Source organism: Rhizobium sp. BK312, assembly GCF_014193605.1.
Lineage (GTDB): Bacteria > Pseudomonadota > Alphaproteobacteria > Rhizobiales > Rhizobiaceae > Rhizobium.
The window spans coordinates 483565-510470 of record NZ_JACHZP010000005.1 but is presented as its reverse complement, the minus strand read 5'-3'; the positions used below and the strand labels follow the sequence as shown (position 1 = coordinate 510470).

23 protein-coding genes are annotated in these 26906 nt (G+C 60.9%); 4 read left to right on the top strand and 19 right to left on the bottom strand.

All coding sequences use genetic code 11. The features are described from left to right. Window positions 1-18: 18 nt before the first annotated feature. The 13 genes from visR to FHT85_RS17310 form a co-directional block, all read right to left on the bottom strand. Window positions 19-765 carry a transcriptional regulator VisR gene (gene visR / locus FHT85_RS17370; RefSeq protein WP_112409881.1) on the bottom strand — a complete coding sequence of 249 codons (747 nt, stop codon included), beginning with the start codon at window positions 763-765 and terminating at the stop codon, window positions 19-21. 11 nt (window positions 766-776) lie between these two features. After that, entirely contained in the window at window positions 777-1514 is a 738-nt protein-coding gene (gene visN, locus FHT85_RS17365; RefSeq protein WP_112409880.1) for a transcriptional regulator VisN, read from the bottom strand. Window positions 1515-2035: 521 nt separating this feature from the next. After that, window positions 2036-3712 carry a flagellar basal-body MS-ring/collar protein FliF gene (gene fliF / locus FHT85_RS17360; protein WP_112409879.1) on the bottom strand — a complete coding sequence of 559 codons (1677 nt, stop codon included), beginning with the start codon at window positions 3710-3712 and terminating at the stop codon, window positions 2036-2038. A gap of 164 nt (window positions 3713-3876) precedes the next feature. Continuing rightward, on the bottom strand, window positions 3877-4290 hold the full coding sequence (locus FHT85_RS17355) for a hypothetical protein (protein WP_112336542.1): 414 nt from the start codon (window positions 4288-4290) through the stop codon (window positions 3877-3879). Between the two features lie 16 nt (window positions 4291-4306). Continuing rightward, a complete protein-coding gene (gene cheD, locus FHT85_RS17350; protein WP_112336543.1) occupies window positions 4307-4861 on the bottom strand; it encodes a chemoreceptor glutamine deamidase CheD in 555 nt (184 codons plus the stop codon). Continuing rightward, window positions 4858-5247: a response regulator gene (locus tag FHT85_RS17345; protein ID WP_004128537.1), complete on the bottom strand. Its 390-nt coding sequence runs from the start codon at window positions 5245-5247 to the stop codon at window positions 4858-4860. Before FHT85_RS17345 ends, cheD begins: the two co-directional genes overlap by 4 nt. Next, window positions 5247-6290, bottom strand: coding sequence for a protein-glutamate O-methylesterase CheB (gene cheB / locus FHT85_RS17340; RefSeq protein WP_112336544.1), 1044 nt, complete (start codon window positions 6288-6290; stop codon window positions 5247-5249). Before cheB ends, FHT85_RS17345 begins: the two co-directional genes overlap by 1 nt. Continuing rightward, window positions 6287-7195, bottom strand: coding sequence for a protein-glutamate O-methyltransferase (locus FHT85_RS17335; RefSeq protein ID WP_112336545.1), 909 nt, complete (start codon window positions 7193-7195; stop codon window positions 6287-6289). The genes cheB and FHT85_RS17335 overlap by 4 nt, the downstream gene beginning before the upstream one ends. After that, on the bottom strand, window positions 7192-7659 hold the full coding sequence (locus FHT85_RS17330; RefSeq protein ID WP_112336546.1) for a chemotaxis protein CheW: 468 nt from the start codon (window positions 7657-7659) through the stop codon (window positions 7192-7194). Before FHT85_RS17330 ends, FHT85_RS17335 begins: the two co-directional genes overlap by 4 nt. Before the next feature lie 4 nt (window positions 7660-7663). Then, window positions 7664-9943: a chemotaxis protein CheA gene (locus FHT85_RS17325; protein ID WP_112336547.1), complete on the bottom strand. Its 2280-nt coding sequence runs from the start codon at window positions 9941-9943 to the stop codon at window positions 7664-7666. Window positions 9944-9959: 16 nt separating this feature from the next. Continuing rightward, window positions 9960-10325 (bottom strand): chemotaxis response regulator CheY1, encoded by a 366-nt coding sequence (gene cheY1 / locus FHT85_RS17320; protein ID WP_004128526.1) that lies wholly within the window; start codon window positions 10323-10325, stop codon window positions 9960-9962. Beyond that, a complete protein-coding gene (locus FHT85_RS17315) occupies window positions 10322-10618 on the bottom strand; it encodes an STAS domain-containing protein (protein ID WP_015338779.1) in 297 nt (98 codons plus the stop codon). Before FHT85_RS17315 ends, cheY1 begins: the two co-directional genes overlap by 4 nt. A gap of 62 nt (window positions 10619-10680) precedes the next feature. Next, window positions 10681-12327 (bottom strand): globin-coupled sensor protein, encoded by a 1647-nt coding sequence (locus FHT85_RS17310; protein ID WP_112336834.1) that lies wholly within the window; start codon window positions 12325-12327, stop codon window positions 10681-10683. Between the two features lie 708 nt (window positions 12328-13035). Here FHT85_RS17310 and FHT85_RS17305 point away from each other — a divergent pair. From FHT85_RS17305 to secD, 3 genes are all read left to right on the top strand, one after another. Then, the gene (locus FHT85_RS17305) at window positions 13036-14556 is read left to right on the top strand and encodes a glycosyltransferase family 39 protein (RefSeq protein WP_112336548.1); all 1521 of its coding nucleotides are present in this window, start codon (window positions 13036-13038) and stop codon (window positions 14554-14556) included. A gap of 138 nt (window positions 14557-14694) precedes the next feature. Further along, window positions 14695-15114: a hypothetical protein gene (locus FHT85_RS17300; RefSeq protein WP_112409878.1), complete on the top strand. Its 420-nt coding sequence runs from the start codon at window positions 14695-14697 to the stop codon at window positions 15112-15114. Between the two features lie 93 nt (window positions 15115-15207). Further along, window positions 15208-17763: a protein translocase subunit SecD gene (gene secD / locus FHT85_RS17295; RefSeq protein WP_112336550.1), complete on the top strand. Its 2556-nt coding sequence runs from the start codon at window positions 15208-15210 to the stop codon at window positions 17761-17763. A gap of 48 nt (window positions 17764-17811) precedes the next feature. On the opposite strand, the gene FHT85_RS17290 is transcribed toward secD, so the two are convergent. Next, on the bottom strand, window positions 17812-18687 hold the full coding sequence (locus FHT85_RS17290) for an SMP-30/gluconolactonase/LRE family protein (protein WP_112336551.1): 876 nt from the start codon (window positions 18685-18687) through the stop codon (window positions 17812-17814). A 276-nt stretch (window positions 18688-18963) separates the two neighbouring features. On the opposite strand from FHT85_RS17290, the gene FHT85_RS17285 reads away from it, so the two are divergent. Next, the gene (locus FHT85_RS17285) at window positions 18964-21033 is read left to right on the top strand and encodes an ATP-dependent helicase (protein WP_112336552.1); all 2070 of its coding nucleotides are present in this window, start codon (window positions 18964-18966) and stop codon (window positions 21031-21033) included. Between the two features lie 237 nt (window positions 21034-21270). Here FHT85_RS17285 and mmsB read toward each other — a convergent pair whose 3' ends face one another. The 5 genes from mmsB to FHT85_RS17260 all read right to left on the bottom strand — a co-directional run bounded on the left by mmsB (window position 21271) and on the right by FHT85_RS17260 (window position 26903). Beyond that, entirely contained in the window at window positions 21271-22152 is an 882-nt protein-coding gene (gene mmsB, locus FHT85_RS17280) for a 3-hydroxyisobutyrate dehydrogenase (RefSeq protein WP_112336553.1), read from the bottom strand. 22 nt (window positions 22153-22174) lie between these two features. Further along, the gene (locus FHT85_RS17275; RefSeq protein ID WP_112336554.1) at window positions 22175-23233 is read right to left on the bottom strand and encodes an enoyl-CoA hydratase/isomerase family protein; all 1059 of its coding nucleotides are present in this window, start codon (window positions 23231-23233) and stop codon (window positions 22175-22177) included. Between the two features lie 39 nt (window positions 23234-23272). Next, window positions 23273-24868 carry a GMC family oxidoreductase gene (locus FHT85_RS17270; protein ID WP_112336555.1) on the bottom strand — a complete coding sequence of 532 codons (1596 nt, stop codon included), beginning with the start codon at window positions 24866-24868 and terminating at the stop codon, window positions 23273-23275. A 162-nt stretch (window positions 24869-25030) separates the two neighbouring features. Next, window positions 25031-26014, bottom strand: a complete 984-nt coding sequence (locus FHT85_RS17265) for a branched-chain amino acid ABC transporter permease (RefSeq protein ID WP_112336556.1) — start codon at window positions 26012-26014, stop codon at window positions 25031-25033. A gap of 1 nt (window position 26015) precedes the next feature. Continuing rightward, on the bottom strand, window positions 26016-26903 hold the full coding sequence (locus tag FHT85_RS17260) for a branched-chain amino acid ABC transporter permease (protein ID WP_092709022.1): 888 nt from the start codon (window positions 26901-26903) through the stop codon (window positions 26016-26018). Window positions 26904-26906 lie beyond the last annotated feature (3 nt).

The window sequence follows — 26906 nt, the reverse complement described above, 5'->3', positions numbered from 1 at the left end:
ATCCGTTTCGGTGCAGCGTCAGCTTATGTAGCCGAAGCGGATCGCCTTTGCGATTGCCTGGATGCGATTGACGCTATCGAGCTTGATCGTCGCCGATCCGAGATAGGCATTGACCGTATGTACCGACAATCCCAGTTTCTCGGCAATCTCCTCGCTGATGCGTCCATCGCCGGCAAGCTGCAGACAGGCAATTTCGCGCTCGCTCAGCGCTTCGGCAGCCTGCGACCGGCGTTCATCCAGTGACAGGAGCTCCATCATGAGCTGGCAGCTGCGACCGTGCAGCTCGACGATCATATCGCTCGAAAGGTCCATGAACTTGGCCGTGAAGACGGTGTAGCCATTGCCGACGGCACCGAGCCGCACGGGAAAGGCAACGCCGGCAAAGGGCAGGAGATGCGGCTTCAGGCGCTGCGTGAAGGCGGCAAAATCCGGCGTCTCGGCCGTGCTGTCGCTATCGCGCCCATTCCACATCAGCGGCAGCAGCGATTTGTCGACATGCTCGATCAGCGCTTCGCCATAGGCCTCAATGAAGGATTTGCCGACGACCGAGTTGGCCGAGCCCCAATTATCGAGCTCGCATACCAGGCGCTGCTTATGCGGGAGGCCTGAGCCGTGCAGCCGATAAACGGCAAAATGCTGTGCATCAATCAGCTTCTGCATCGACACGAGCTTCGGGAACAGATCGGACCGGCCGGAAATCCGCCCGGAACGGGTAAGCCGTGATTCGGTCGGCATACCCATTGTCCTGTCTGGCTGATAGCGCATCCGGTCGGCCCTTAAACGAGATTGTTGCGCACGGCGAAGGCGATCGCTTCCGAGCGGGTCTTGGTCGCGGTCTTGCGCATCACACTGGTGATGTAGTTATTGATGGTATTGCGCGAGATCCCGAGAATCATGGCGATCTCGTCGCTTGTCTTGCCTTCGGCGATCCAGAACAGGCATTCCAGTTCGCGCTCGGTCAGCTCGAAATCGCGCTCCAGCTTACCCGCGAAGCAACGCGTCGAGCTGGCGAGATAGCCGGCCAGGAGGCCGACGTCCCTCAGCCGCTCGGGCGACAGTACCGCCGCTTCGTTCGCCAGCAGCAGCAACGAGAAGCGTGTTCGGCCAACATTGAACGTCAAGGCATGATACTGACGGCCTATACCGTCAGGCAGCAAGACATCGTCTGGCAGAACCGCCTGGTTCGGCTGAAACAGCGCCATGCATTTTTCCAGCTCGCCGATACGGCCATAACCGCTCGTCAGTTCCGTCGCCAGACGCCGGACGAGATCGAAGGGCCAATCGGAGGCAATCACGAAGTCGAGGCCGCTTTCCTGGATGAGATCGGATCGGACCAGAAGATAATGAGAAGCACCGGCGTAGCTCGCCAAGCCATGAAGGCCGGCTTGCAGATAGGCAGGGCCGGAAACGGCACTCAGCTGCAGAACGAGTTGCTCGCGCGAGATGGCTCTGGCGGGCACGCTCGATCGCGCATCCCTATCGCCTTTGCTTACCTGCGATATCTGCATGTCCATACTTGCATTTCCTGCCGCTGTTGGACGATCGGCCGTCAACGAGAGCATTGTTTCGTCAGAACCCAATCCCTTCACCTCAGAGAACCGGCGATGTATCTCGATGAAACATCGAAGCCTGGTCTTTCTCGACCGCGGCACAGATACATCCCGGCGGGTTCGGGAAGGTGAGCATAGCTCGCCTCTGAATTCGACATCCGCAATCGTGTCGGCATACATCGCCGCAAACACAAACCGCGAACCATGGACTAAATCTTTCCGCTTTGAACTCTACGAACTTAGACATGCGAAACGCCGAAAAGCGGGCCGAATCGTTCCGTTTATTCATGTATTACGCAACAAGCACAGTATTTGTAAGTCGATTCTCCATACCCAACAACTGTATGTCCTTTGAATTCCATCTTACGAACACGTCAATTCGGCTTATAGCGACTAATTAATCACAGGTTCAAATCGACGGCGCTACAGGCTCCCATGCCACCTGCCTAGACAAAAAAAGACCGGGAGATTTCCCGGTCTTTTCATCAGGCTGCCTGGTCGACGGCCCATTTTCTGAGGATCTTTGCTGCGCGCTCTTCGCTGATTTCCACCATGCGGGACAGGCGGCGCTCCGGCCCTTCCTTGACGCGGCGGTTGAAGGTGCCGGCATCGTCGCCCATGGTCAGCAGATCGTCGGTGCTGTCGAAACCGAAGTCCGAGCCGAAGCCGTCCATGAGAGCCGCGCCAGGGCCACCCACTGCCGGTGCGAAGTCCGGCAACTCGAGGCCAGCCGCTTCCGGCAGCGCTACTCCGCCATTTGCACCACCAAGCGAGCGGATCAGCGGACGGAAGCCCATCCAGATGATCAGGACAGCGACAGCGACAAAGGCAAGCGAGTTGATGATGCCAGCCATGTTGCGGCTCAGCATGTCGGTGATGCTGAAGCTGGAGGACGTATCTTCAAGCAGCTGACTGTCGAGGAAATTCATGGCATTGACGGTGACGATGTCGCCGCGGGCCGGATCGACGCCCGCTGCCGTTGCGACGATCTTCTGCATCTCGGCGATATAGGCATCGACCTTCGCCTGGTCGGCACCTTCGCCGACCATTTGCGCGATGCGGCCCTTGTTGACCACTACGGCAACGGAGAGCTTTTCGATCTTGTAGCTGTTGCGAGTCGTGGCCGTCGTCTTGCTGTTGATTTCGTAGTTGGTCTGCTCCTCGCGCTTGTCGGACTGGTCGTTCGACGTCGGCGAGTTGCCACCGGATTTCGGAGCCGCCTGCGGGATATTCTGCTCCACGGTGGCTGCGGTGTCCGGCTGGCTTTGCTGCGACTTCTGCGCTTCCTTAACTGTGCGGACGGAGCGCTCGACCTTCGAGTCGGGATCGAAGGTGGTTTCCTGCACCTGCTGACTGTCAGTGTTCAACTGCGCCGTCACACTGGAACGGAAATTGTCCATGCCGAGGAAGGGCGCCAAGGCCTTATCGATGTTGGATTCGACTTCGCTCTGGACGTTCTGCACGATGCCAAGATTGCGGCTGAGCGCTCCGTTGCCAGGATCATCTCCCGATGCGAGGAGCTGGCCGGTGGAATCGAGGATAGTGACGTCGTCGACCTCCAGGCCGGGAACGGCAGAGGCGACAAGATGGCGGATAGCCGAAGCCGATTTGCGGGCAGCCTCCGCACTCGCGCGGATCATGACCGATGCCGTCGGCTTCTGATCCGCCTTCCGGAAATTGCCGACATCCTGCATGACGATGTGGACGCGGGCAGCGCTGATACCGGCGATAGAAGTGATGGTGCGGCTGATTTCACCCTCGAGAGCACGCACGCGGGTAACTTCCTGCATGAACGAAGTCAGACCGAGCGAACCGACATTGTCGAAGAGCTCATAGCCGGCCTTGCCGCTCGTCGGCAGGCCGCGCTCGGCGAGAAGCGCGCGGGCCTTGCCGGTCATGCCTGCCGGAACGGTCAGGCTGGAACCGTCCGTGCCGACCTGGAAATTGATCTTGGCTTCAGCAAGCGCGATGCTGATCTGATTGAGATCCGTCGCATCCAGGCCGACATACAGCGTCTCCTGAGCGGGCTTATTGACGTAGAGGGCCGCCAAAAGGATCAGCAGCACGGAGGCGGCGCCTACGCCTCCCATGATCATCAGCCGCGTTCTCCCGAGATTCTGCAGATTCCGAAACAGGGGAACTAATTGATTTAACAGATTCATTCTGTTCTCGCACGATTCGTCAAAGACCTGATGGCTTTGTAACCTGCTGCGAAAATAGAAATCGAAACTTGTGCGAGCGTTTCGTCCGGCCAGAAGAGCCCAGGAAAAAGCCGGAAATAATCGGAAGATTATATAAGAAAAACAGTATCTATCGTCGGCGGCAGCTAGAAGAAGTCGAAATCGCCCGCAGCCTTTGCCATGGGTTGGACCAGGGGCTGGGCCATGGACGGGGAATGTGCGTGAAAACTGCTGCCGCCAAGCGCCCTTTGCATTTCTGTGAGCTTGACGAGGCTCAGCGCTGTTGCCAAATCCACCGTCCAGGCCTCGGGCATCGCTCCGGCAATGGTATCGATGAATTCGGCGATGCCGCGCGTCTTCTGCACCGCAAGATCGATGCCCTGGACGACCTTCATGGCCTCCGGCGAGGCCAGTATATTGGCATCGCTGATGTCAAGCAGCTGAGGTTCGACGCGTTCGATCAGATAGGCGATGTCATGCAATTCGGAAACGATGCGCAGAAGGATAGCCGGAAGCGTCTCCTCGATGGCAGCCATCTCAACGTGCTGAAAGGGGGTCATGCACTTGCCTCGCTGATCAGAAAAATTCGATCGTGTTGTCGACTGGCTTGGGAGCCACGACCGGACGCTGCTCCAGCGCTACGGTCTTCTGTGTCTCGGCGCCGGTCAGCGGATATTGCCTGGCTCTTCCGGAAATCGGCCAATATTCGATCTTGCGCCCGTGCTCGCCGCCCGTGCTGGAACTGACGACCGGGATACCCTCGTCTTTCAGAAACTGCATGGCAAAGATCGCGTTCTGCTCGCCGACATTGGAGAAGGTCGCGATCGTCTTGGCGCCACCGAAGACTTTCGCCTCCAGCCGGTCGCGCCTTGCGCCCTTCTTCAGCAGACCGTTGATCAGAAGTTCCATCAGGTGCACACCGTAACGCGTCGCATCGCCACCGCTCACCGGCGAGTTCGCCATTCCAGGGAGAAGGAAATGGTTCATGCCGCCGACGCCGGCGATGGGATCGCGCAGGCAGGCCGCCACGCAGGAGCCGAGGATGGTCGTCAGCACCACTTCGGGATCACTGATGACCGTGTACTCGCCCTGAATGATATGCACGCGACGGGCAGCACCCTCGACGATCATTTCAGAGCTCCGAAGACGGCCTCAATGGCAGCTTTCATCTTTTCGATGGTGAAGGGCTTGGCGAGTACGTTGTTGGCCCCGAGCTGCGCCGCCTTCTGCACCAGCGCGCGGTCGCCCTGCGCCGTCAGGATGATGAAGGCCGCTTTCTTCGTCGTCGGATTCGTGCGGACGGCCTGCAGGAGGCCAAGCCCATCCATCTTCGGCATGTTGAAGTCGGAGATGACCAGATGATGGGGCTGCTGTTCCATGATCTTCATTCCCTGCTCGCCATCGCCGGCAGCCGTGATCTGCTTGAAGCCGAGCTGCGTCAGCGCATCGCTGAGCAGAAGACGGCTGGTGACCTGATCGTCAACGATCAGAACTTTGATTTTCTCCGCTAGAGACATTATTCGCTCCCTTCCTTTCGGGCGGCTGTGATTTTCAAAATTTCCTCGCCAATGGCGTTCAGCGGAAACTGCTGTTCGACTGCACCAAGCTCGTGGGCGACCCTCGGCATGCCGTAGACCACGCAGGTCTTCTCATTCTGGCCGATGGTGCGCGCCCCAGCGTGGCGCATCTTAAGAAGACCGGCGGCGCCGTCGCGCCCCATCCCGGTCAGGATCACGCCGACGGCATTGCGGCCGGCCAGTTCGGCAACCGAGTCAAAGAGCACGTCGACGGAAGGACGATGGCCGTTCACCGGCCCGCCGTCTACCAGACGACAATGAGGCGCGGACGCATTGGCGACCCTAAGGTGCCTCTCACCGCCAGGCGCCAGATAGATCTTGCCGATTTCCAGCCGCGCACCGTCGGTCGCCTCCTGGACGACCGGCGCACAGAGGCGGTTCAGCCGCTCGGCGAAGCTGCGCGTAAAGGTCGGCGGCATATGCTGCGTGATGACGGTCGGCGGGCAGTTAGCTGGGAATTTCTGCAGTACATTGATCAGGGCCTCGACGCCGCCCGTGGAAGAACCGATGGCGACGATCTTACGCCCCACGCGGAAGTCCGCGACGGCCGGCGGCGGCACACGCTGAGCGGTGGGCTTCACATACTGACGCTGCGAGCGGGCAGCGGCCTTCACCTTATCCGCCAGATCGCCGAAAGGATGTGGCTCGCCCGGCGAGGGCTTTCCGACGCAGTCGAATGCGCCGATTTCGAGGGCGGCAAGCGTTGCGTCGGCACCGCGATGGGTCATGGTGGAGACCATGATGACCGGCATGGGCCTAAGCGTCATGATCTTTTCCAGGAATTCGAGGCCGTTCATGTTCGGCATCTCGATATCGAGGGTGACGACATCCGGATTGAGCGCCTTGATGGCGGCGCGCGCTTCCAAGGCGTCGCCGGCCTGGCCGATGACGTCGACCTCCGGATCGGTACGCAGGACGGCGGTGATGAGACCCCGCATGGTCGGGGAGTCATCGACGACAAGAACACGAGCGGGAGAATTCATGGCTTCCTCGCTGCGGTCTTGCCGAGATAGCGATAGGTGGTGATACCGATATTGTCGAAGACGTGTTTGGCCTCCCCGGCTACGCGCTCGGAGTGGCCGATATAGAGATGGCCGGCATCCTGCAGCTGGCCGGCAAAGCGCGTCCAGATTTTCGTCTGGGTCGGCTCGTCGAAATAGATGACGACGTTGCGGCAGAAGATGACGTCGAACAGGCCCTTGAAGGGCCACTGCCCGAGCAGGTTCAGTTCGTTGAAGGTGATGAGCCGCTTGACGCGATCGTCGATCTGGAATTTGCGGCGACCCTGGACATTGACTTCCTGGAACCACTGCTTACGCATGGCAGGAGAAACCGTTTCGAGCGAAGATTCATCGTAGGCGCCGGCGCGGGCAAGCCCGAGGATCTTGGGATCGATATCCGTCGCCAGGATCCTGAAATCGAAATCGGCGACATTCGGCATCAAGGCAAGCACCGTCAGCGCGATCGAGTAAGGTTCCTGCCCGTCGGAGCAGGCGGCAGACCAGATGCGCACCCGGCCGCCGGCCTTGGCGCGCGCCAGGAGACCAGGCAGAACCTCGTCGCGCAAATGATCGAAATGATGGTTTTCGCGGAAGAAGCGGGTGAAGTTCGTCGTCAGATGCGACAGCATCTCGCGGCGCGCCGCACTTCCCGCCGGCGACGACACCAGCTGGCAGTAGTCGCGGAAGCCGGCGAGGCCCAGCGCGCGGATATGCTTCGACAGCCTGGAATAGACGAGCGACGCCTTGCTCTCGTTGAGAGAAATGCCGGCATCCGCATAGATCATTGCGGCGATTTCCGAGAGGTCGCGGCGCGTCAGCGGGTATTCGCCGCTCGCAAGCACCTCGTCCGGAGACGCCTTGAAATCCATTGCTCCCATCATGCTCATGCAGCCTCGCTTTCGCTTTCAGGGAACAGGGCTTCCAGCTCGATCAGGCAGATCATGCGGCGATCGATCGCCACGATGCCGCGGGCAAACTGCCGCTCGTGATCGGAGGAAACCTCCGGCGTCGGCTGTATGCTGTCGTCGGTAATGGTCAGGATATCCGAAACCGCATCGACCAGAAGACCGACCGCCTTGCGCTTGACCTGGGCCACGATGATTACATGCCGAACTGTCGGTTCCGCCCGCTTCATCCCGAGCCGGGCGGAGAGATCGATGATCGGCAGCACCGCGCCGCGCAGGTTGACGATCCCGAGCACATAGCCCGGCGCATGCGGCATGGCCGTTGCGGGCGTCCAGCCGCGGATTTCCCGAACCGACATGATGTTAACGCAGAATTCCTGGTCGCCGATGCGAAAGGCGATCAGCTCGCGATTGCCCTGGTTCAGGTTCTTGACGGCATAAGACATCAAGTCACCCCGCCGCCGCGTAAGACATTTCGGGCTTCAGCGCCTGGCCGCGCGAAGCGCCGACCACCGCATCGACATCCAGGATCAGCGCCACGCGGCCATCGCCGAGGATGGTCGCTGCAGCAATGCCCGGGACATGCGTGTAGTTGGCTTCGAGGCTCTTGATGACGACCTGGCGCTGGCCCTGGATGGCATCGACCATGAGAGCGCGCTGACCACCGCCTTCCGATTCCACCAACAGCGCGACGCCGTCGACCGGATTGGCCTGTGTGGCGCGGAAGTTCAGGATGCGGCCGACGTCAACCAGCGGGCAGAAGCTGTTGCGGATCGAGATCAGGCGGTGGTTGGCGCCGAAGGAGTGGATCGCGGAAGCCTCGGGCTGCAGCGTCTCGACGATCGCCGTCAGCGGCACGACCAGGGTCTGGCCGGCAACCGTGACCACCATACCGTCGAGAACGGCCAGCGTCAGCGGCAGGCTCATGGTGAAGACCGAGCCCTGCCCCGGCCTGGAGGTGATGTTGATGCGGCCGCCGAGCGCCTGGATGGAGCGCTTGACCACGTCCATGCCGACGCCGCGGCCGGAAATGTCCGAAATCTTGTCAGCGGTCGAGAAGCCCGGCAGGAAGATCAAGTTGTCGATTTCCTCATCCGACAGATTGGCGTCTGCCGCGATCAGGTCGTTGTCGATGGCCTTCTGGCGCACCCTCTCGCGGTTGATACCGGCGCCGTCGTCGGCAAGCTCGATCAGGATGCGGCCAGAACGATGCTTTGCCGTCAACCGGACGGTACCTTCCGGGTTCTTGCCCAGCGTAGAGCGCTTTTCCGGCGTTTCGATGCCATGATCGACGGCATTGCGGATCATGTGCGTCAGCGGTTCGGCAAGCTTGTCGATGACCGTCTTGTCGACCTCGGTGTTTTCGCCCTCGGTGATCAGACGGATCGACTTGCCGGTCATATCGGCGATTTCGCGGACGATGCGCGACATGCGCTGGAAGACGGGCTTTACCGGCTGTGCGCGGATTGCCATGACACTGTCCTGGATCTCGCGGGTGAGCTGCTGCAGCTCCTCGAGACCCATATTGATCGAGGACGCGCCGTTATTGTCATTCTCGATGACACTCTGAGAGAGCATCGCCTGGTTGATGACAAGCTCGCCGACGAGGTTGATCAGGCGATCGACACGATCGAGATCGACACGGATGGTCTGGCCGGCGGCTGCGGCGGCATTGTTCTGCGCGGCGGCGGCATTGGAAGCGGCAGCTGCGGCAAGGGCGGCTTCTTTCTTCTCGACGCGTGCAGCGGCCGAGGCGAGCTGCGTAACATTGCTTGCGGTTTCCGCAGCTGCAACGGCGGCGGCGACATCGTTTCTGGGCGCCGGTGTTTCCTTTCCGGCCTCTGCAGCCGCGGCGGCGCCGTCATTGTCAAGGATCGAAAGATCGAAGGGCACCGGTACCATCGGCAACTCTTCGCTGGTCGAAGACCCGCCGCTTGCGGCCGGCTGGACATCGAGATCGCAATCCCATTCGGCAAATTCAAAGACGGTACGAATGGCATCTTCGCCCTTGTCCGTCTTGATCGAGATTGCCCATTTGAAATAGGCGCCTTCTGGATCGATGTCGGGAAGGCCCGGCAATGCATCCATATCGCAGAAGATGTTCATCTCGCCGAGCCGCGAGAGGTCGCGCAGCAGCAGCGTCGCGTCGTTGCCCTTGGCGTAGAGATCGGACCGCGGCTTGAAGCTGACTTCATATTCCGGCCTGGCATCAACGGCCAGCTCGTCGCTGCCGAAATCATCGTCGAAGCTGAAGGGGATCGGCTGGAAACCACTTTCGTCGGTCGGCGCGGCCGCGACGGACTTCGGAGCAACTTCGGCAACCACCGCTGCCGACGGCGCGGGAACATCGCCATTTGCCAGCGCTTCCAGTTCCTTGACAAGGCCGCGGCTGCGCGCCGGATCGACGCTGCCGCCATCACGGGCGGCATTGGTGAGATCCGCCAGAACGTCGGCGGCCTTGAGCATGACCTTCAGGACATCCTGGGTCGGCTCCAGCTTGTTGGATCGAACGCAATCGAGCGTCGTCTCGAAGACATGAGCGAAGGCGACCAGATCATCCAGACCGAAGGCACCCGCCCCACCCTTGATGGAATGAACGGCGCGGAATACGGCATTGACGGTTTCCGGGTCACGGTCGCCATCATTCATTTTCAGGAGACCGGATTCCAGTTCGGCGAGCTGCTCTTCGCACTCCTGGAAGAAAATCTCTTTGATTTCGTTCATGTCCATGAGGGATGGATCCTGTCTAGGCGGTTACGCGCTCGATGGCATCGATGAGCTTGGCGGGATCGAACGGCTTGACGATCCAGCCGGTCGCACCGGCCTGGCGGGCACGGTTCTTCTTTTCCGCGTCGCTTTCCGTCGTCAGCACGAGGATCGGAACGGCGCGGTATCTGTCGTTGCGGCGAACGCCCTCGATAAAGCCGAAGCCGTCAAGACGCGGCATATTGATATCGGTGACGATGACGTCAGGATTGGCTTCTTCCAGAATTTCCAGGCCCTCGACACCGTCTTCGGCCTGAATGGTCTCGAAGCCTGCATTGTTGAGGGTCACGAGAAGCATGTTTCGGATGGTTCGAGAATCATCCACCGTCAGCACTTTTTTCTTCATTGCCGGATCTCCTTGGCAAGCAGATGGGAGATATCCACCCCGATCACCTGCATCGTTTTTTGAAATGCATCCGACACCTTGGAGAAGGTGAAGGAGAGTTTGTCCTCATCCCAGGTCTTGGCGGCAGCCATGATGACCTGCACGCACAAAGTCCCGATCCTTTCGACACCGGACGCATCGATCGCGACATTGCTGCCGCGCAACCCCATCAGCGTACCGCGAAGGCTCGAGGCCTCGTTGAGATCCAGCACTGCGGCCAGACTGATTGTCTTTTCGCCTTTCCTGCTCGGCATCGCGTCATTCCTCGTTGTCTGAAATCAGGCCCGTCGGCCCGCATGTGCATGAAACTGAAAGATCAATAGGCATTGCGATCGCCTCCTGCTGCGGCCCTGCGAAGCGGGAAGCCGAAATCAGCCATATCCTCTTCGTTCTGCGTGATGCCGAGCTCCTCGCGGGCTGGGAGCTGCGGTTGCTGCGCGGCCCTGACCGGGACGGCAGGGGCCGCATGCCGCCGCTCGCGCTCGATGCGGAATTCGCGGATGGTCCGGCCGAGTTCGACGACGACGGAATGAAGGTGATCGGCGCCTTCCTCGGAGCGGCTGGCCTCGCTGCCGGCAGCGGCCGCGCGCTCGCTATGGCCGCCGATATCTGATGTCAGTGCCTTGAGGCCGGCGACTTGTTCGTCGCTCGCCGCGACAATTCCGGAAATGGCTTCATTGATATCCGTCACCTGGCGGACAATGCTGCCGATCGCTTCCTGGGTGCGGCCGACCATCTGCACGCCGGCATCCACCTGCGCCTTGGTGCCCGTCACCAGAACCTTGATCTCGCGTGCGGCATCGGCGGAACGCTGGGCAAGCGCTCGGACTTCCTGCGCAACGACGGCAAAGCCGCGGCCGCTATCACCGGCGCGGGCGGCCTCGATGCCGGCATTCAGCGCAAGAAGATTGGTCTGGAAAGCGATCTCATCGATGACGCCGATGATCTGGCCGATCTTTTCAGCTGACGTTTCGATATCGGCCATGGCCGATATCGCCTGCCCGACGATCTTGCCGCTGTCTTCGGCCGCCACTCGGGTCGATGCGGTGACGCGCTCGGCCGCGCGGGTATTGGCTGCATTGCCGCGCACCTGTTCGGCCAGTTCCGCTAGCTGCTTTGCAGAGGCCGCAAGTCCTTGCGACTGTTCGGACGATTTTTCCGCCAGGGATTTCGAGGCGCGGGAAATGGCGTCGCTCGTCGCTTCGGCCGCCCGCACGCCACCGGACAGCGCCGAAAACTGCTGCTGAATATCAGTAAGCGCCGCGTTCAAGGCTTCCGCCACTTCGGTATAGGCCTCGGGACAATCCATCGGCATACGGGTCGTCAGATCGCGAGCGGTAAGGCCGTTGGCGAGATCGGCAATCAAGGCCGCTGCCTCGGCGCGGTCGGCAGCCCGCTGTTCGGCCAGCGCCCGCTGGTGACCGACCCGCAATTCGTTGAACCGCAACGATACGGCAATCTCGGCATCGACCATCACCAAGCGCACGACCGATGTCACGAGTTCGCTGAGCTCGCGGGCGCGGCGCTTGGCTCCCGGCAGAATGGCGCGGCCGCCCATATCTTCGAGAAGGCCGGCGAGAAGATGCTCCAACACCACGCCATGGCCCGCGACATGCCAGCGCGGATCGAGCCCCATCTTGCTTTCGCTATCGGACAGAACCTTGACGCGCTCGGCATAGAGGCTGTCGAAGCGCGCATCCGTCAGCACATCCCAGTGCGAGGAGTGCAGATCCTGGAGCCGTACGAGCTGGCTTTCGCTCGAAAAATTGCGCGCAGCGTCGGGATAGGTCTGGAAACGGAGGAAAAGATCGCGCAGGCCGGCTTTCAGATGCGCCTCGAGCATCGGCCGGTGACGGCGCAGCGTTTCGCATTGTCCGGCATCGAGACCAGCAAAGCGCAAGCGATCGCGAAGGCTGCCAGCCTGCGCCCTGCCTGCCTGATCTGAAGGCGTATCCTGCGCCAAAGTCGCCCCTGCCGAACTGCCGCGCATTGAAGCGCCGGCGAAACCGCTGATGATCCGCGCCAGGCGCAATGAGGAGGCGAGAAAAGGCAGCCGTAGCCGTCGATCGACTGATCGAGGCACCGAAGCTCGCTCGTTCATCAAAGTCTGTTGCGGACCTGTTTGATGACATGGATACCGGATCTGACCCGGTACGACGGGGCGGCTTCATGCCTGGTGAGAACGAGTCACAATTTTCCCATTCCGACGTTCAAGTTCAATATTTATGGTTAATTCCTTGCCCGAAGGTTAATGACGGACGAGACGCGGCTCGTAGTTATCCCTACTAAATTAGCGACTACTTTGTTGCCGGAAAAGAACATCGATCGTAAGTCACGAGCAAGCTTCATCCCTTACTACCCAAGGGATAGACAGTTTCGATGTCGTTACGGAGAGAGCAATGATTGTTCTTGGTTTGACAGCCTCGCTGATGGCCAGCCTGACGCTTACGGCCTTCATGCTTCTATATCGTCTCGAAGAGGCGCGCGGCAAAGCCACTAGCCGCATTCTCTAGACAAAGCTGTAACGGACGTCTCGGATCCAAGATCGGACATATGGCACCTCGTGGCCAAGACGGCGAGCGCTGCTGTTCTTACGGACGGCAGGGAGCTAGCTTTGGCCTCAATAGTTCCGTATTAAGCCCCACGATCAGGCACCGAGACCCATCTTTTAATGCTCGACACGACCCATTCCCGAACAAACGCCCAGAAACTTTCGCTGGGGCTCGCCCTCGCGATCATCTTCGGAGTGACGCTCTGGCGCGTGCTCATGTTGCTTCTCAACAAGACGGATCTCTTCGTCGATGAGGCGCAATATTGGTTCTGGGGTCAGAATCTGGATTTCGGCTATTATTCCAAGCCGCCGATGATTGCCTGGGTCATCCGCTTCTTCAATACGATCTCCGGCTCGGATTCGACCTTCTGGATCCGCATATCGGCGCCGCTCTTCCATCTTGCCACCGCCCTGATGCTGATGTGCACCACGCGGCGGCTGATCGACGACGAGACCGGACGCGAGATTGCGCCATGGGTCGGAGTCATCTTCATCACCCTGCCGGCTGCCTCGCTTTCCGCCGTGCTGGTATCGACCGATACGATCCAGATCCTGTTCGTGACGATCGCCATCTGGGCCTTTATCGGTCTGACCAGGCGCTCCTCGGTACCGGAAGCCGTCATCCTCGGCGCCAGCCTCGGTTGCGCTTTCCTGACGAAATATTCGGTGCTCTTCCTTCTGCCGGGCGTCGGCATTGCCATGCTGACGATGCGTTCGGCGCGGATCGCCTGGCGGGATATGGTGATTGCCGCCATCGTCGGCGCCATCGTCGTTTCCCCTAATCTCTGGTGGAACCTTACCCATGACGCTGCGACCATAAAGCACACGGAAAACATCGCCCAATGGAGCAAGAGCGGCGGCGGCAACACTCTGGCGAAGCACATACTCAACGGGCTCAGCTTCTTCGGCGCGCAGTTCGGCGTAGTTGGCCCGGTCGTCTTCTTTGCGCTCTTGTGGGCAACGTGGCGCCTGATCCGGGGACAGAGCGACGACCGCGAAAAGCTGCTGTTCTGGCTATCGGTGCCTGTCGTAGCGCTAATCACGCTGCAGGCACTTCTCGCCAAGGCTTATGCCAACTGGGCCGTCTCGGCCTATGCCGCCGGTACCATTCTTGCCGTCTGGCTGCTCTATCGGCTGACGAAAAAGGGGCTGAGCACCTCGTTGATCATAGGCGCCGTCGTCGCCGTCGTGATCCCGGTACTGACGGTCTTCGCCTATGACATCAAGCTGCCGAACGGCAATCTCGTCATGAAGCGCTATGTCGGCCGCAGCGTCATCAGTCAAGAAATCGCCGATATCGCCACGCAGGCGAAGATGACCGAAATCGTCGCGCAGGATCGCGATATCCTTGCCGATCTCTACTATACGCTGAAGGGCAAGCCGTTCCGTATCTATGCCCGCCCTTTCGGCGGCTTCCCCCACAACTATTATGAGCAGGATTTTTCCCTGCCGGCCAGTGTGACCGGTCCGGTATTGTTCGTCGACAACGATCCGATCGAGTGCCCGGAAGGCCAGGCCGAGCCCCTGAAGAGCTGGTCGCCGCCCTATGGCGAAATGAAGGGCAAGACGCTCTACGCCTATCGCGTGCCGGCATCCTGTCTGGCGCCCAAACCGTCAGTAACGGGTGCGGCGGAAAATTAAGAAATCGAGCCGGGACTGTTGACCGGCTCGTGCAACTGCATCATGACAGGCCGCTACTAGGAAGACGCTAGGCGTCCTGTTATCATGACCGAACCGCCGGAGTTCGCTCCGGCAAAGGAATGAAGGCATTTTGGACCGTTGAGCCCGCTCGAATTCGGCGCCGCCGACAGCGAAGATAGAGACGAGAGGACGCATCGCGCCGGAGCGCGCGTGATCGCCTCGCTGTTCGTCGCATTTTTCGCCTATATCGGACTGGCGCTCGGCGGCGGCATCAATCTTGCCACGCGCGCCGATGCCGAAGCCCTCTCCTCGGGCAAGGACAGTCAGCCCCTCTACCTTTCCCTGCGCGATCCGGTGCGCGGCATTGTCGTCGCCGACCGGCTGGTGACGCCGAAGGCCGCATGGCAAGACCTCGGACCTGCAACGCTTGCTGCCCTGCCCACCCTCGGATATCCGGCGACCTCCTGGCTGCCGAGCTGCCCGAAAGATGCCGCGCGGCTCGAATCCCTGGCGTTTCGCGCCTATCTCGCGCGCGCGCCTCCAGGCACGCTCACCTAAGCGTTTGGCGCCTACGCGCCGCATTTCCGATAAGACCTCAAGTCCGCCTGCGGCCAGGCCGTCGGCATAAGCCTATTTTCAAGGATAATACCCATGCGTACCTCACCATGGCTCGTGGCACTCTATACAGTGGTCATCGTCATCGGCTTTCTGATTGCAATGCCGAACGTGCTGCCGCAGTCGGTTCTCAGCAAGATCCCATCCTGGCTGCCTCATAGCCAGGTTTCGCTCGGCCTCGACCTTCGCGGCGGTTCTTATCTCGTTCTTGAAGTCGACGAGAAGGATCTAACGAACGGCCGGCTGCAATCGCTGCAGCAGGACGCCCGGCGCGTGCTGCGCGACAAGAACATCCAGACCCGCTCGATCATCCGCAACGGCGATCAGATCGTCGTGACGCTCACTGATCCCTCGCAGAGCAGCGATGCAGTGACGCAACTGCGCACGCTTGCCAATACGATCACATCCGGCCTCTCAGCCGGTCAGTCCGATCTCAACATCACGCCGAATGGCGCGACGATCGCGATGTCCTTCTCGCAGGCAGGTATTTCGGCCAACGTCGATTCCGCCGTCCAGCAGAGCCTTGAAGTCATCCGCAAGCGCGTCGACCAGGTGGGCGTTGCCGAGCCGACCATTCAGCGCGTCGGACCGAACCGCGTTCTCGTCCAGCTTCCGGGTGCGCAGGATCCCTCGCATCTGCGCGAGCTTCTCGGCTCGACCGCGAAGATGTCCTTCCACTTGCTCGCCGACAATGCCGATCCAAACAATCCGCCTCCCGGCGTCACCATCATGAAGGACGAGCGGGGCACCAGCTATCCGGTTCTCGACCGCATCGAACTGTCCGGCGACCGTCTGACGGACGCCCGCGTCAGCTTCGATCCGAACACGCACGAGCCGCTCGTCACCTTCCGCTTCGACAGCGCCGGCGCCAACCGCTTTGCCGAAATCACCCGCGAAAATGTCGGCAAGCCCTTCGCAATCGTTCTCGACAACAAGGTGCTGAGCGCACCGAATATCCGCGAGCCGATCACCGGGGGTTCAGGCCAGATCTCCGGCAACTTCACCGCAGACAGCGCCACCACGCTTGCAGCCCTGCTGCGCGCCGGCGCTCTGCCCGCCAAGCTCACCGTCATCGAAGAACGCACCGTCGGCGCCGATCTCGGTAGCGACGCGATCCAGAAGGGCATCTATAGCGGCCTCGTCGGCTTCGTCCTGGTTGCCGCCTTCATCTTCGTGCTCTATGGCGCCTGGGGCATTCTCGCCAATGTCGCGCTGCTCATCCACACGGTCCTGACCTTCTCAGCCCTGACGCTTGTCGGCGCCACGCTGACGCTGCCCGGCATCGCCGGTATCGTCCTTGGCATCGGCCTTGCGGTTGATGCCAACGTTCTCATCAACGAGCGCATCCGCGAAGAAACCCGCAAGGGCCGTGGCGCCTTCGCCGCCATCGATAATGGCTTCAAGAAGGCCTATTCGACGATCATCGACGGCAACATGACAGCCCTGATCGCGGCCGCGATCCTGTTCTACTTCGGCTCCGGCCCGGTTCGCGGCTTTGCCGTGACCATGGGTCTCGGCCTCATTATCTCGATGTTCACCTCCGTCGCCTTCGTGCGCGTCGTGATGATCGCCATCACCCGCCGCCGCAAGCTGAAGGTGATCAACATCAGACCGCTGATCCCCTTCAGCCCCTATGACAAGCACATCCAGTTCATGAAGGCCCGCTTCTTCGGCGTCACCGTCTCGGCGATCCTGTCGATCGCCTCGGTGGTTCTGTTCATCCATCCGGGCCTCAACTACGGCGTTGATTTCCGCGGCGGCATCCAGATGTCGGTCAAGACCAAGGACGCAGCCGATCTGTCTACGTTCCGCGAGGGCTTGAACACGCTCGGCCTCGGCGAAATCGCACTGCAGTCCTTCGGCGACAACAATAGCCTCCTTGTCCGCGCTCAGCGCCAGGACGGCGGCGAAGAGGCGCAGACGGCAGCTGTGACCAAGCTCAAGGCCGAAATCGTCAAGATCGACCCGAGCGCGACCATCGAAGGCACCGATGTCATCGGTCCGAAGGTCTCGGGCGAGCTTGCCTGGGCCGGCATCCTGTCAGTCGTAATCGCCAGCCTGGCGATGCTCGTCTATATCTGGGTGCGGTTCGAATGGCCGTTCGCTGTCGGCGCCATCGTCACGCTGGTGCTCGATGTGACCAAGGCGATCGGCTTCTTCGCGATCACCGGCCTCGATTTCAACCTGACGGCCATCGCCGCGATCCTGACGCTTGTGGGATATTCGGTGAACGACAAGGTCGTGGTCTATGACCGCATGCGTGAAAACATGCGGCTCTACAAGTCGATGCCGCTGCGCGACATCATCGACAAGTCGATCAACGAGACCCTGGCGCGAAGCCTTTATACCAACGCCACCGCCTTCCTGGCGCTGGTGCCGATGGCGATCTGGGGCGGCAGCGCCGTCTCCAGCTTCGCGATCCCCATGGTGTTCGGCATCCTCGTCGCCGGCGCCTCATCGGTCTTCATCGCCGCGCCGATCCTGCTGTTCCTCGGCGACTGGCGTCGCCGTCATGCCAAGCCGGTCGCCAATGACACGGCGTCGGCAGACGGCAAGTCCGGTAAGGACAACAAGCAGATTCCTGCTGCGTAACACATGAAAAGAGGACATGCCCGGCTTCCGGGCATGTCCATCGCCCCGTTACGAAATCGGCGGCATATGCAAGGGCAGGCCCGGACGCGGCGCCGTAATCTTTTCCACAACTCCGTTTTCCTGCTCGCTGACGAGCAGATGCTTGCCGTCCACGGTGAAGGCGATATTGGCCGGCCTTGTGCCGTCGGTGCGGATATGGCCGGCCATTTTTCCCTCGGTGTCCACCATGGAAATTTCACCCAGGCCGTACATGGCGCAATACAGCATGCCGCTGCGATCAAAAGCGAGGCCCGCCGGTCCGCGCAGCGCATTGACGGCAGGGGATGTCATCGACTGGACAAACATTTCCTGCCTGCCGCCCACGACCTGCCGATAGATTTTTCCGGTCAGCGTTTCGCTATAGTAGAGCAATCCGTCGGCATCGAAGGCAATACCGCTAGCAAAGAGCAAGCCGACCGCCAGGACCCGGATGACCCGGCCCTCCGCCGGATCGATCTGATAGACGCAGCCATTATAAGCCGCCTTGAAGAAATCGGGATGGATGTGGCCACCTTCGAGAAGATTGGCAAGGCGGATACCGGAATCGATCATATAAAGCAGGCCGTCAGGTCCGAAAGCGAGTGCATTCGGATGCAGAAACGGACCATCGGCGCTGCCTTCAATGACCTGCAGGACGCGGCCTTGCGCCGACAATCTGACAAGGGAATTCTCCGGGCCATTAGCTACCCAGAAACATCCGTCACCATCCGCCGCAACTCCCATCGGCCAGCCGCCGACGCGGCAAAGTCCCTGCGGTACGCCGCTTGCGTCGAAAAGTTTGAGACAGCGGCGACTGGCATCCATTTCTACGACCGCGAGGCGGCCGTCCGGCAAGGCCACGAGGCCGCTAGGCAGACGCAGCCCGGTGGCAATCGTTTCGTTCATGTTTCGAAACCTTCATTCTACGCACTACGAAGCCCCAAAAACTCAAAATGCTGCGCCGAAATGATACATAAGCACGAAGAAGATCCTTTTCGAGCCAGACGAATGCAAATCCCGATAAGATTCTTGCGCCAGAGGTCACATCCGCGTGCAGGCCCTGTTAATCTTGACAGGCTTTAGCGATTCGGAACATCCATAGAACGTTCCTATATCTTTCGCGTTTGCGATTCGCCGCATATCGCGCTCCGCGCCGGCCGCCGGAGGTAGTCAGGAGAGTTGATGACCGCCGCCTATCTGGAAAAGCTGAACCCGGAGCAACGGCTGGCGGTGGAACATGGCACGACTGCAGGTGACGGTCATATTGCCGGGCCTCTACTCGTCATCGCCGGAGCCGGCTCCGGCAAGACGAATACGCTTGCGCATCGTGTGGCGCATCTGATTGTTAGGGGTGCCGATCCGCGCCGCATCCTCCTGATGACCTTTTCGCGCCGCGCCGCCGCCGAAATGGGCCGCCGTGTCGAGCGCATCTGCCGCGAGGTACTGGGAGCGAATGCCGGCATCACCGCCGATGCACTTGCCTGGACAGGTACGTTCCATGGTATCGGCGCGCGCCTGCTACGGGATTATGCAGAACAGATCGGCATCGACCCGGCCTTCACGATCCACGACCGCGAAGACAGTGCCGACCTGATGAATCTTGCGCGTCATGACCTCGGTTTTTCCAAGACAGAAAACCGCTTCCCGACCAAGGCGACGTGTCTTGCCATCTATTCGCGCTCCGTCAATGCGGAAGCGCCGCTCGACGGCGTGCTGCGCGACTTCTTCCCATGGTGCGCCATGTGGGAACAGCAGCTACGCGATCTTTTCGCCTGTTATGTCGAGGCAAAGCAGGTGCAGAACGTGCTCGATTACGACGACCTGCTGCTCTATTGGGCGCATATGCTGCAGGAGCCTCTGATCGCCGAGGATATCGGCAGCCGCTTCGACCATGTGCTCGTCGACGAATATCAGGACACCAACCGGCTGCAATCCTCCATTCTACTTGCGCTCAAGCCCGATGGCCGGGGATTGACCGTCGTCGGCGACGATGCGCAATCGATCTATTCTTTCCGTGCCGCAACCGTGCGCAACATTCTCGATTTCCCCAAGGCTTTCACGCCATCGGCCGACATCGTGACGCTCGACCGAAATTACCGCTCGACCCAGCCGATCCTGGCCGCCGCCAACGCCGTGATCGATCTCGCCTCGGAGCGCTTCACCAAGAACCTGCGCACCGAGCGGCAGAGCATGGAGCGGCCGCGGCTGGTGACCGTGCGTGATGAGGCCGATCAGGCGCGCTACATCGCCGACCAGGTGCTGGAAAATCGCGAGGGCGGTGCAAGGCTGAAGCAGCAGGCAGTGCTCTTCCGCACCTCGAGCCATAGCGGCCCGCTGGAAGTGGAGCTCACCCGCCGCAACATCCCTTTCGTCAAATTCGGCGGGCTGAAATTCCTCGACAGCGCCCATGTCAAGGATATGCTGGCGGCGCTGCGTTTCGCCCAGAACCCGCGCGATCGCGTAGCGGGCTTTCGCCTGATGCAGCTCCTGCCCGGCGTCGGCCCTTCGACGGCACAGCGCGTACTCGACCAGATTGGCGAAGAGGCAAGCCCTATCACGGCACTCACAGAACTCCCGCCGCCACCGCGCACGGGAGACGACTGGACCGCCTTTGTCGAGACGATGCGGGAGGTCAAAAGCGGGAAGGCCGGCTGGCCATCGGAAATCGGCCTCGTTCGCCAATGGTACGAGCCACATCTGGAACGCGTACATGAGGATGCATCGACCCGCCAGGCGGATCTCGTCCAGCTCGAACAGATTGCCGCGGGCTACGGCTCGCGTGAGCGCTTCCTCACCGAGTTGACGCTCGATCCGCCCGACGCCATCAGCGACCAGGCGGGTGTGCCGCTACTTGATGAGGACTATCTGATCCTCTCCACTATTCATTCCGCCAAGGGCCAGGAGTGGACGAAGGTCTTCATCCTCAACGCCGTCGATGGCTGCATCCCCGCCGATCTCGCCGTCGGATCATCCGCCGAAATCGAGGAGGAACGACGGCTGCTCTATGTCGCGATGACGCGGGCTAAGGACAATCTCGATCTCGTCATTCCGCAGCGGTTCTTCGTGCACGGCCAGCATGCGCAGGGCGACAAGCATGTCTTCGCCTCGCGCACCCGCTTCATTCCGGCAACATTGCTGCAATTTTTCGAGGTCTGTGGCTGGCCGCAGGCACGGGCTGAAAGCGCTACCGCCATTCGGGCGCGCGAGGTGCGCGTCGATGTGGGTGCGCGCATGCGGGGCATGTGGCGGTGAGTTGGGGTTATCGAGGCCGGCAGGTCAGGCATGTTCTTTGATGCCGCATCATCGTGCGTGGCCCCTCACCCTAGCCCTCTCCCCGTGAACGGGGAGAGGGGACGACCTCACAAGGCAGCAGGCCTCCTCTTGAACGGAACTTGCTTAGGGCACAATTCCCCCTCTCCCCGCGAGCGGGGAGAGGGTTGAGGTGAGGGGCAATCCGAGCTCAATTCACTCGATCGCTGCGCGTTACACTCACTTCGCCTCGCGAAACATCTCGATGATCGCCGAAAAATCGCGGCCGCCGTTGCCGAGCTTTTCGAAGAGCGCGTAAAGCTGCGCGGCTTCAGCACCCAGAGGCGTCGACGCGCCGCTGGAGAGCGCCGCTTCCTGTGACAGGCGCAGATCCTTCAGCATCAAGGCGGCGGCAAAACCGGGCTTGTACTCGTTGTTGGCGGGCGACGTCGGCACAGGGCCGGGCACCGGGCAATAGGTATTGATCGACCAGCACTGCCCTGACGAGGTCGATGCGACGTCAAAGAGAGCCTGGTGCGAAAGGCCAAGCTTTTCGCCGAGCACGAAGGCCTCGCAGACGCCGATCATCGAGATACCGAGGATCATGTTGTTGCAGATCTTCGCGGCCTGGCCGGCGCCGGGATCGCCGCAATGGACGATCTTCTTGCCCATCACCTCGAGCAGCGGTTTGGCAGCGGCGAAGCTTTCCGCCGAGCCGCCGGCCATGAAGGTCAGCGTCCCGGCCGCGGCACCTCCGGTGCCGCCGGACACCGGCGCGTCGAGCGAGAGGCAGCCGGCATCGCCTGCCATGGCATGCGCCTTACGGGCGCTGTCGACGTCGATGGTCGAGCTGTCGATCAGTAAGGTTCCCTTGGGCACGGAGCGCAGCACGTCGGTCCAGACGGTCAGGACATGCTGGCCCTTCGGCAGCATGGTCACGACCACTTCGGCATCAGCCAAGGCCTCGGTCAGCACGCTGGCGGCTTTCACGCCCGCCGCCTCGGCCGCCTTCAGCACATCATGCGAGAGGTCGAATCCTGTGACAGCGTGGCCGGCCTTGACGAGATTGGCGGCCATCGGGCCTCCCATATTGCCGAGGCCGATGAATGCGATCCGCGTCATGATGTTTTCCTCCCATGATCGGTTATCTTGCGAAAAGCGGCGGCTGCGCCGGTATGAAGAAACGGTCGATGGCATCCGCCGTCACTTCGGAAAGGCTCGCCGGAGACCATTTCGGATTGCGGTCCTTGTCAATGACGGCGGCGCGCACGCCCTCGTAGAAATCGTGATTATACAATATGCCCTTGCAGGCGCCGAGTTCACGATCGAGGCATTCGGCCAAATCGGCGCTCGTTCGCCCTGCCCTGAGCAGCCGCAAGGTCAGCTTCAGGCTGGTCGGCGAGCGGCTGGCGACCACGCTTGCAGCTTCTGCGGCAAACTCTCCCGGTTCTCCGGCCAAAGCCTTCAGAATCTCCTCCACGGTGTCTGCCGAAAACGTCCGATCGATCACATCGCGGTTTGCCGCAAGCCGGCTTTCGCCGGCATCTACAGCCATCGTCCTTATGAGAGCGTGCACGTCTGCGGTAGAGGCCGCAGCGGGCAGCGCGGCTATCGCATCGATGAGGGCTGGCAATGCGGAAGACGCGACACAATGATCGGCAAAACCGGCGTGGATAACATCGGCTGCACCGACGGTCTGCCCGGTCAGACCCATCCAAGTGCCGGCTTCGCCCGGCGCGCGCGGCAGCAGCCAAGTGGCACCGACATCTGGGAAGTAGCCGATGCCGGTTTCGGGCATGGCAAGGCACGTGCGTTCGGTGACGACGCGATGGCTGCCGTGGGCCGAGAGGCCGACGCCGCCGCCCATGGTGATGCCGTCCATCAACACGACATAGGGTTTGGGATAGCGCGAGATGGCATGGTTGAGCAGAAACTCCTCGCGCCAGAAGGTTTCCGCTTCATCAGTGCCCTCCTTGCCGCTCCGATGCAGCACGCGGATATCACCGCCTGCGCAGAAGCCACGTCCCCCCTCGCCCAGGACGATGACGCTGGCGATCGCGGGATCTGCGGCGAAACCCTCCAGGGCCGGCGCAATGACCCGCACCATCGACAATGTCAGGCTATTCAGCGCCTTCGGGCGGTTAAGCTTGATAATGCCGGCCGATCCGCGCCGCTCAATGATGACTTCGTCCGTGCTATCCATGCAAATCTCCTATCCCTGCTGTCATCCATGAATAGGGCTTCATCTGTTGTCGGCAAGGATCATTTCGGCTGCCTTCTCGGCGATCATGATGGTTGGCGAATTGGTGTTTCCCGAGGTGATCGATGGCATGACGGAAGCATCTGCGATGCGCAGCCCTGTCAGCGCCCGCAGTCGCAGGCGGGGATCGACGACGCTTTGCGCGTCACCGCCCATGCGGCACGTGCCGACCGGATGGAAAATCGTCGTGCCGATATCGCCGGCGGCGCGCTCCAGATCGGCATCCGTCTCATAGGCCGGCCCCGGCTTAAATTCCTCCGGCCGGAACCGGGAAAAGGAGGGCTGGGCGACGATGCGCCGCGTCAGGCGAATGGAGCGCACGGCAATTTCCCGGTCGCGTGCGGCAGAGAGATAGTTCGGACTGATGGCCGGCTGCATCGCGAAATCGGGGCTGCGCACATGCACGGAACCGCGGCTTTCGGGACGGAGATTGCAGACACTCGCGGTGATCGCCGGAAAGGGATGAACGGGATCACCGAACCTGTCGAGCGAGACCGGCTGCACATGATATTGCAGGTCCGGTGTTTCCTTGTCCGGTCCGGAGCGGGTGAAGATGCCGAGCTGGCTCGGCGCCATCGCCATGGGGCCTGAACGGCGCACCAGATATTCGAGGCCAATCGCCGCCTTTCCGATCAGTTTCGTCGCCTTCTCGTTCAGCGTGGGCACGCCGGTCACCTTGTAGGCGAGGCGAAGCTGCAGATGATCCTGCAGGTTCTCGCCGACGGACCGAACCTCGCGCACGACCTCGATGCCCGCTTTGCTCAACACCTCGCCATGGCCGATGCCCGAAAGTTCCAGAATATGCGGTGAGCCGATGGAGCCGGCTGAGAGTACTGTCTCCTTGTTCGCATAAGCGCGCTTCGCCACACCGTCGTGCTGGAATTCGACGCCGGTGACGGCATCCCCCTCGACGATCAGCCGGCGGACCTGCGCCTTGGTATGGACTGTGAGATTGCCGCGCTTCATCGCCGGGCGCAGGAAGGCTTTCGTCGTGTTCCAGCGGATGCCGGAGCGCTGGTTGACGTCGAAATAGCCGGAACCTTCGTTGTTGCCGCGATTGAAATCCGCTGTCTCCGGGATGCCGGCCTCCTTGGCCGCGGCCTGGAAGGCATCGAGCACTGCCCAGCGCACGCGCGCCTTCTCGACCCGCCATTCGCCGCCGGCGCCATGCATCTCGTCCTTGCCGCGATAATGATCCTCGGACTTGATGAAGTAGGGCAGCACATCGTCCCAGCCCCAGCCGGCGCAGCCGAGCTGGCGCCAGAGATCGTAATCGCGGGCCTGGCCGCGCATATAGATCATGCCGTTGATCGAGGAGCAGCCGCCGAGCACCTTGCCGCGCGGATAGTTCAGCGACCGGCCGTTTAGCCCTGCTTCCGGCGATGTGGTGAAGCACCAGTCCGTGCGCGGGTTGTTGATGCAATAGAGATAGCCGACCGGGATATGGATCCAGTGGTAATTGTCGTTGCCGCCGGCTTCCAGAAGCAGCACCCTATTGTTGCGGTCGGCCGAAAGCCGGTTGGCCAGCACGCATCCGGCACTGCCGGCACCGATAATGATATAATCGAAGCGATCCATGTTCAAACTCAGTGATCCCCTCTCCCTGCCAGCGGAGAGAGGGTTAGGGTGAGGGGCCGGAAGGTTCGGCAGAACTCGGTTTTCAAACTACCCTCGGAATAGCCCCTCATCCCCCCTCCGGGCACCTTCTCCCCGTCAAAACGGGAGAAGGAAATCAAGCAGTCAGCGGCGATATTCAAATCCCAGCTTCCGTCCCAGCCTTGAGGCATAGAACTCGCCCACCACACCGCGGCGGAAGAGCAGGACGCAGACCATGAAGACGATGCCGGTGATGATGGTGACCGGGAATTCCGAGGTGGCGAGATAGTTTTCCAGCGTCGCCACGAATCCCGCACCGAAAATCGGGCCGATCAGCGTGCCGATGCCGCCAAGGAGCGTCATGAGAATGACTTCGCCGGACATCTGCCAGGCGACATCGGTGAGCGTCGCGAACTGGAAGACCAGTGCCTTGACCGCACCGGCAAGCCCCGCCAGCGCCGCCGACATGACGAATGCGCCGAGCTTGTAGTGAGCGACGGAATAGCCAAGCGAGATCGCCCGCTGCTCGTTCTCGCGGATCGATTTCAGGATCATACCGAAGGGTGAATTGATGAAGCGCCAGATGATCAGCACGCCAATCAGGAAGACGGCAAGGACGAAATAATACATGTTGAAGGAGTTGTTGAGATCGAGGACGCCGAAGAGATAGCCGCGCGGCACCGACTGAATGCCATCCTCGCCATGGGTAAATGCCGCCTGCAGGCAGAAGAAATAGAACATGTAGGAGAGCGCCAGCGTGATCATGGCGAAATAGATACCCTGCCGGCGGATGGCGACGAAGCCCATGATGAGACCGAGGAGCGAGGCACCTGCGACGCCGATCAGGATGCCGAGTTCGGGCGGGAGACCCCATTCCTTCACGGCGTGGGCGGTGAAATAGGCCGCGCCGCCGAAGAAGGTGGCATGGCCGAAGGAGAGCAGGCCGGCATAGCCGAGTAGCAGATTGAAGGCACAGGCGAACAGCGCGAAGCAGAGCACCTTCATGACGAAGATCGGATAGATGAAGAACGGCGCCCAGATCAATCCGACGAGGCCGACGACCAGAAGCAGCTTCTGCACGGAAAGCTTCGGACGCTCCTTGGAACTCAAGCTGATTAATCCAGCCATATCACGCCTCCCGACCGAAGAGGCCGGCAGGCCTCAGAAGCAGCACGATCGCCATGATCACGAAGATGACGATATTCGAGGCTTCGGGATAGAAAACCTTGGTGAGGCCCTCGGCAATCCCAAGCATATAGCCTGTGACGATCGCGCCCATGATCGAGCCCATGCCGCCGACGACAACGACGGCGAAGACGATGATGATCATGTTCGATCCCATCAGCGGCGAGACTTGATAGATCGGCGCGGCCAGCACCCCAGCAAACGCAGCAAGCGCCACGCCGAAACCATAGGTGAGCGTCAGAAGCACCGGCACGTTGACGCCGAAAACCTGCACAAGGGTGGAATTCTCGGTCGCGGCACGCAGATAGGCGCCGAGCTTGGTCTTCTCGATCAGCAGCCAGGTGCCGATGCAGACGACCAGCGAAGCGATGACCACCCAGCCGCGATAGACCGGCAGGAACATGAAGCCGATATTTTTCGCGCCCGCCAATTCCGTCGGGACGGCATAGGGCTGACCTGAGGAGCCGTAGAGATAGCGAAAGGTCCCCTCGATGGTCAGCGCCATGCCGAAGGTGAAGAGCAATCCGTAGAGCGGATCGATCTTGTAAAGCCGGCGCAGGCAGAGCCGCTCGACCAGCGCACCGAACAGGCCGACGATCAGAGGCGCTAGAACGAGGGCCGGCCAATAGCCGATGCCGGCATAGGCAAGCAGCAGATAGGCGGTGAAGGCGCCGAGCATATAGAGGGCGCCATGGGCGAAATTGATGACCCGCAGCATGCCGAAGATGATCGCGAGCCCAAGGCTCAAGAGCGCGTAGAAGGAACCGTTGATGAGCCCGATCAGCAATTGACCGAGAAGGGCCTGCGCGGGAATGCCGAATATCGTCGTCATGGC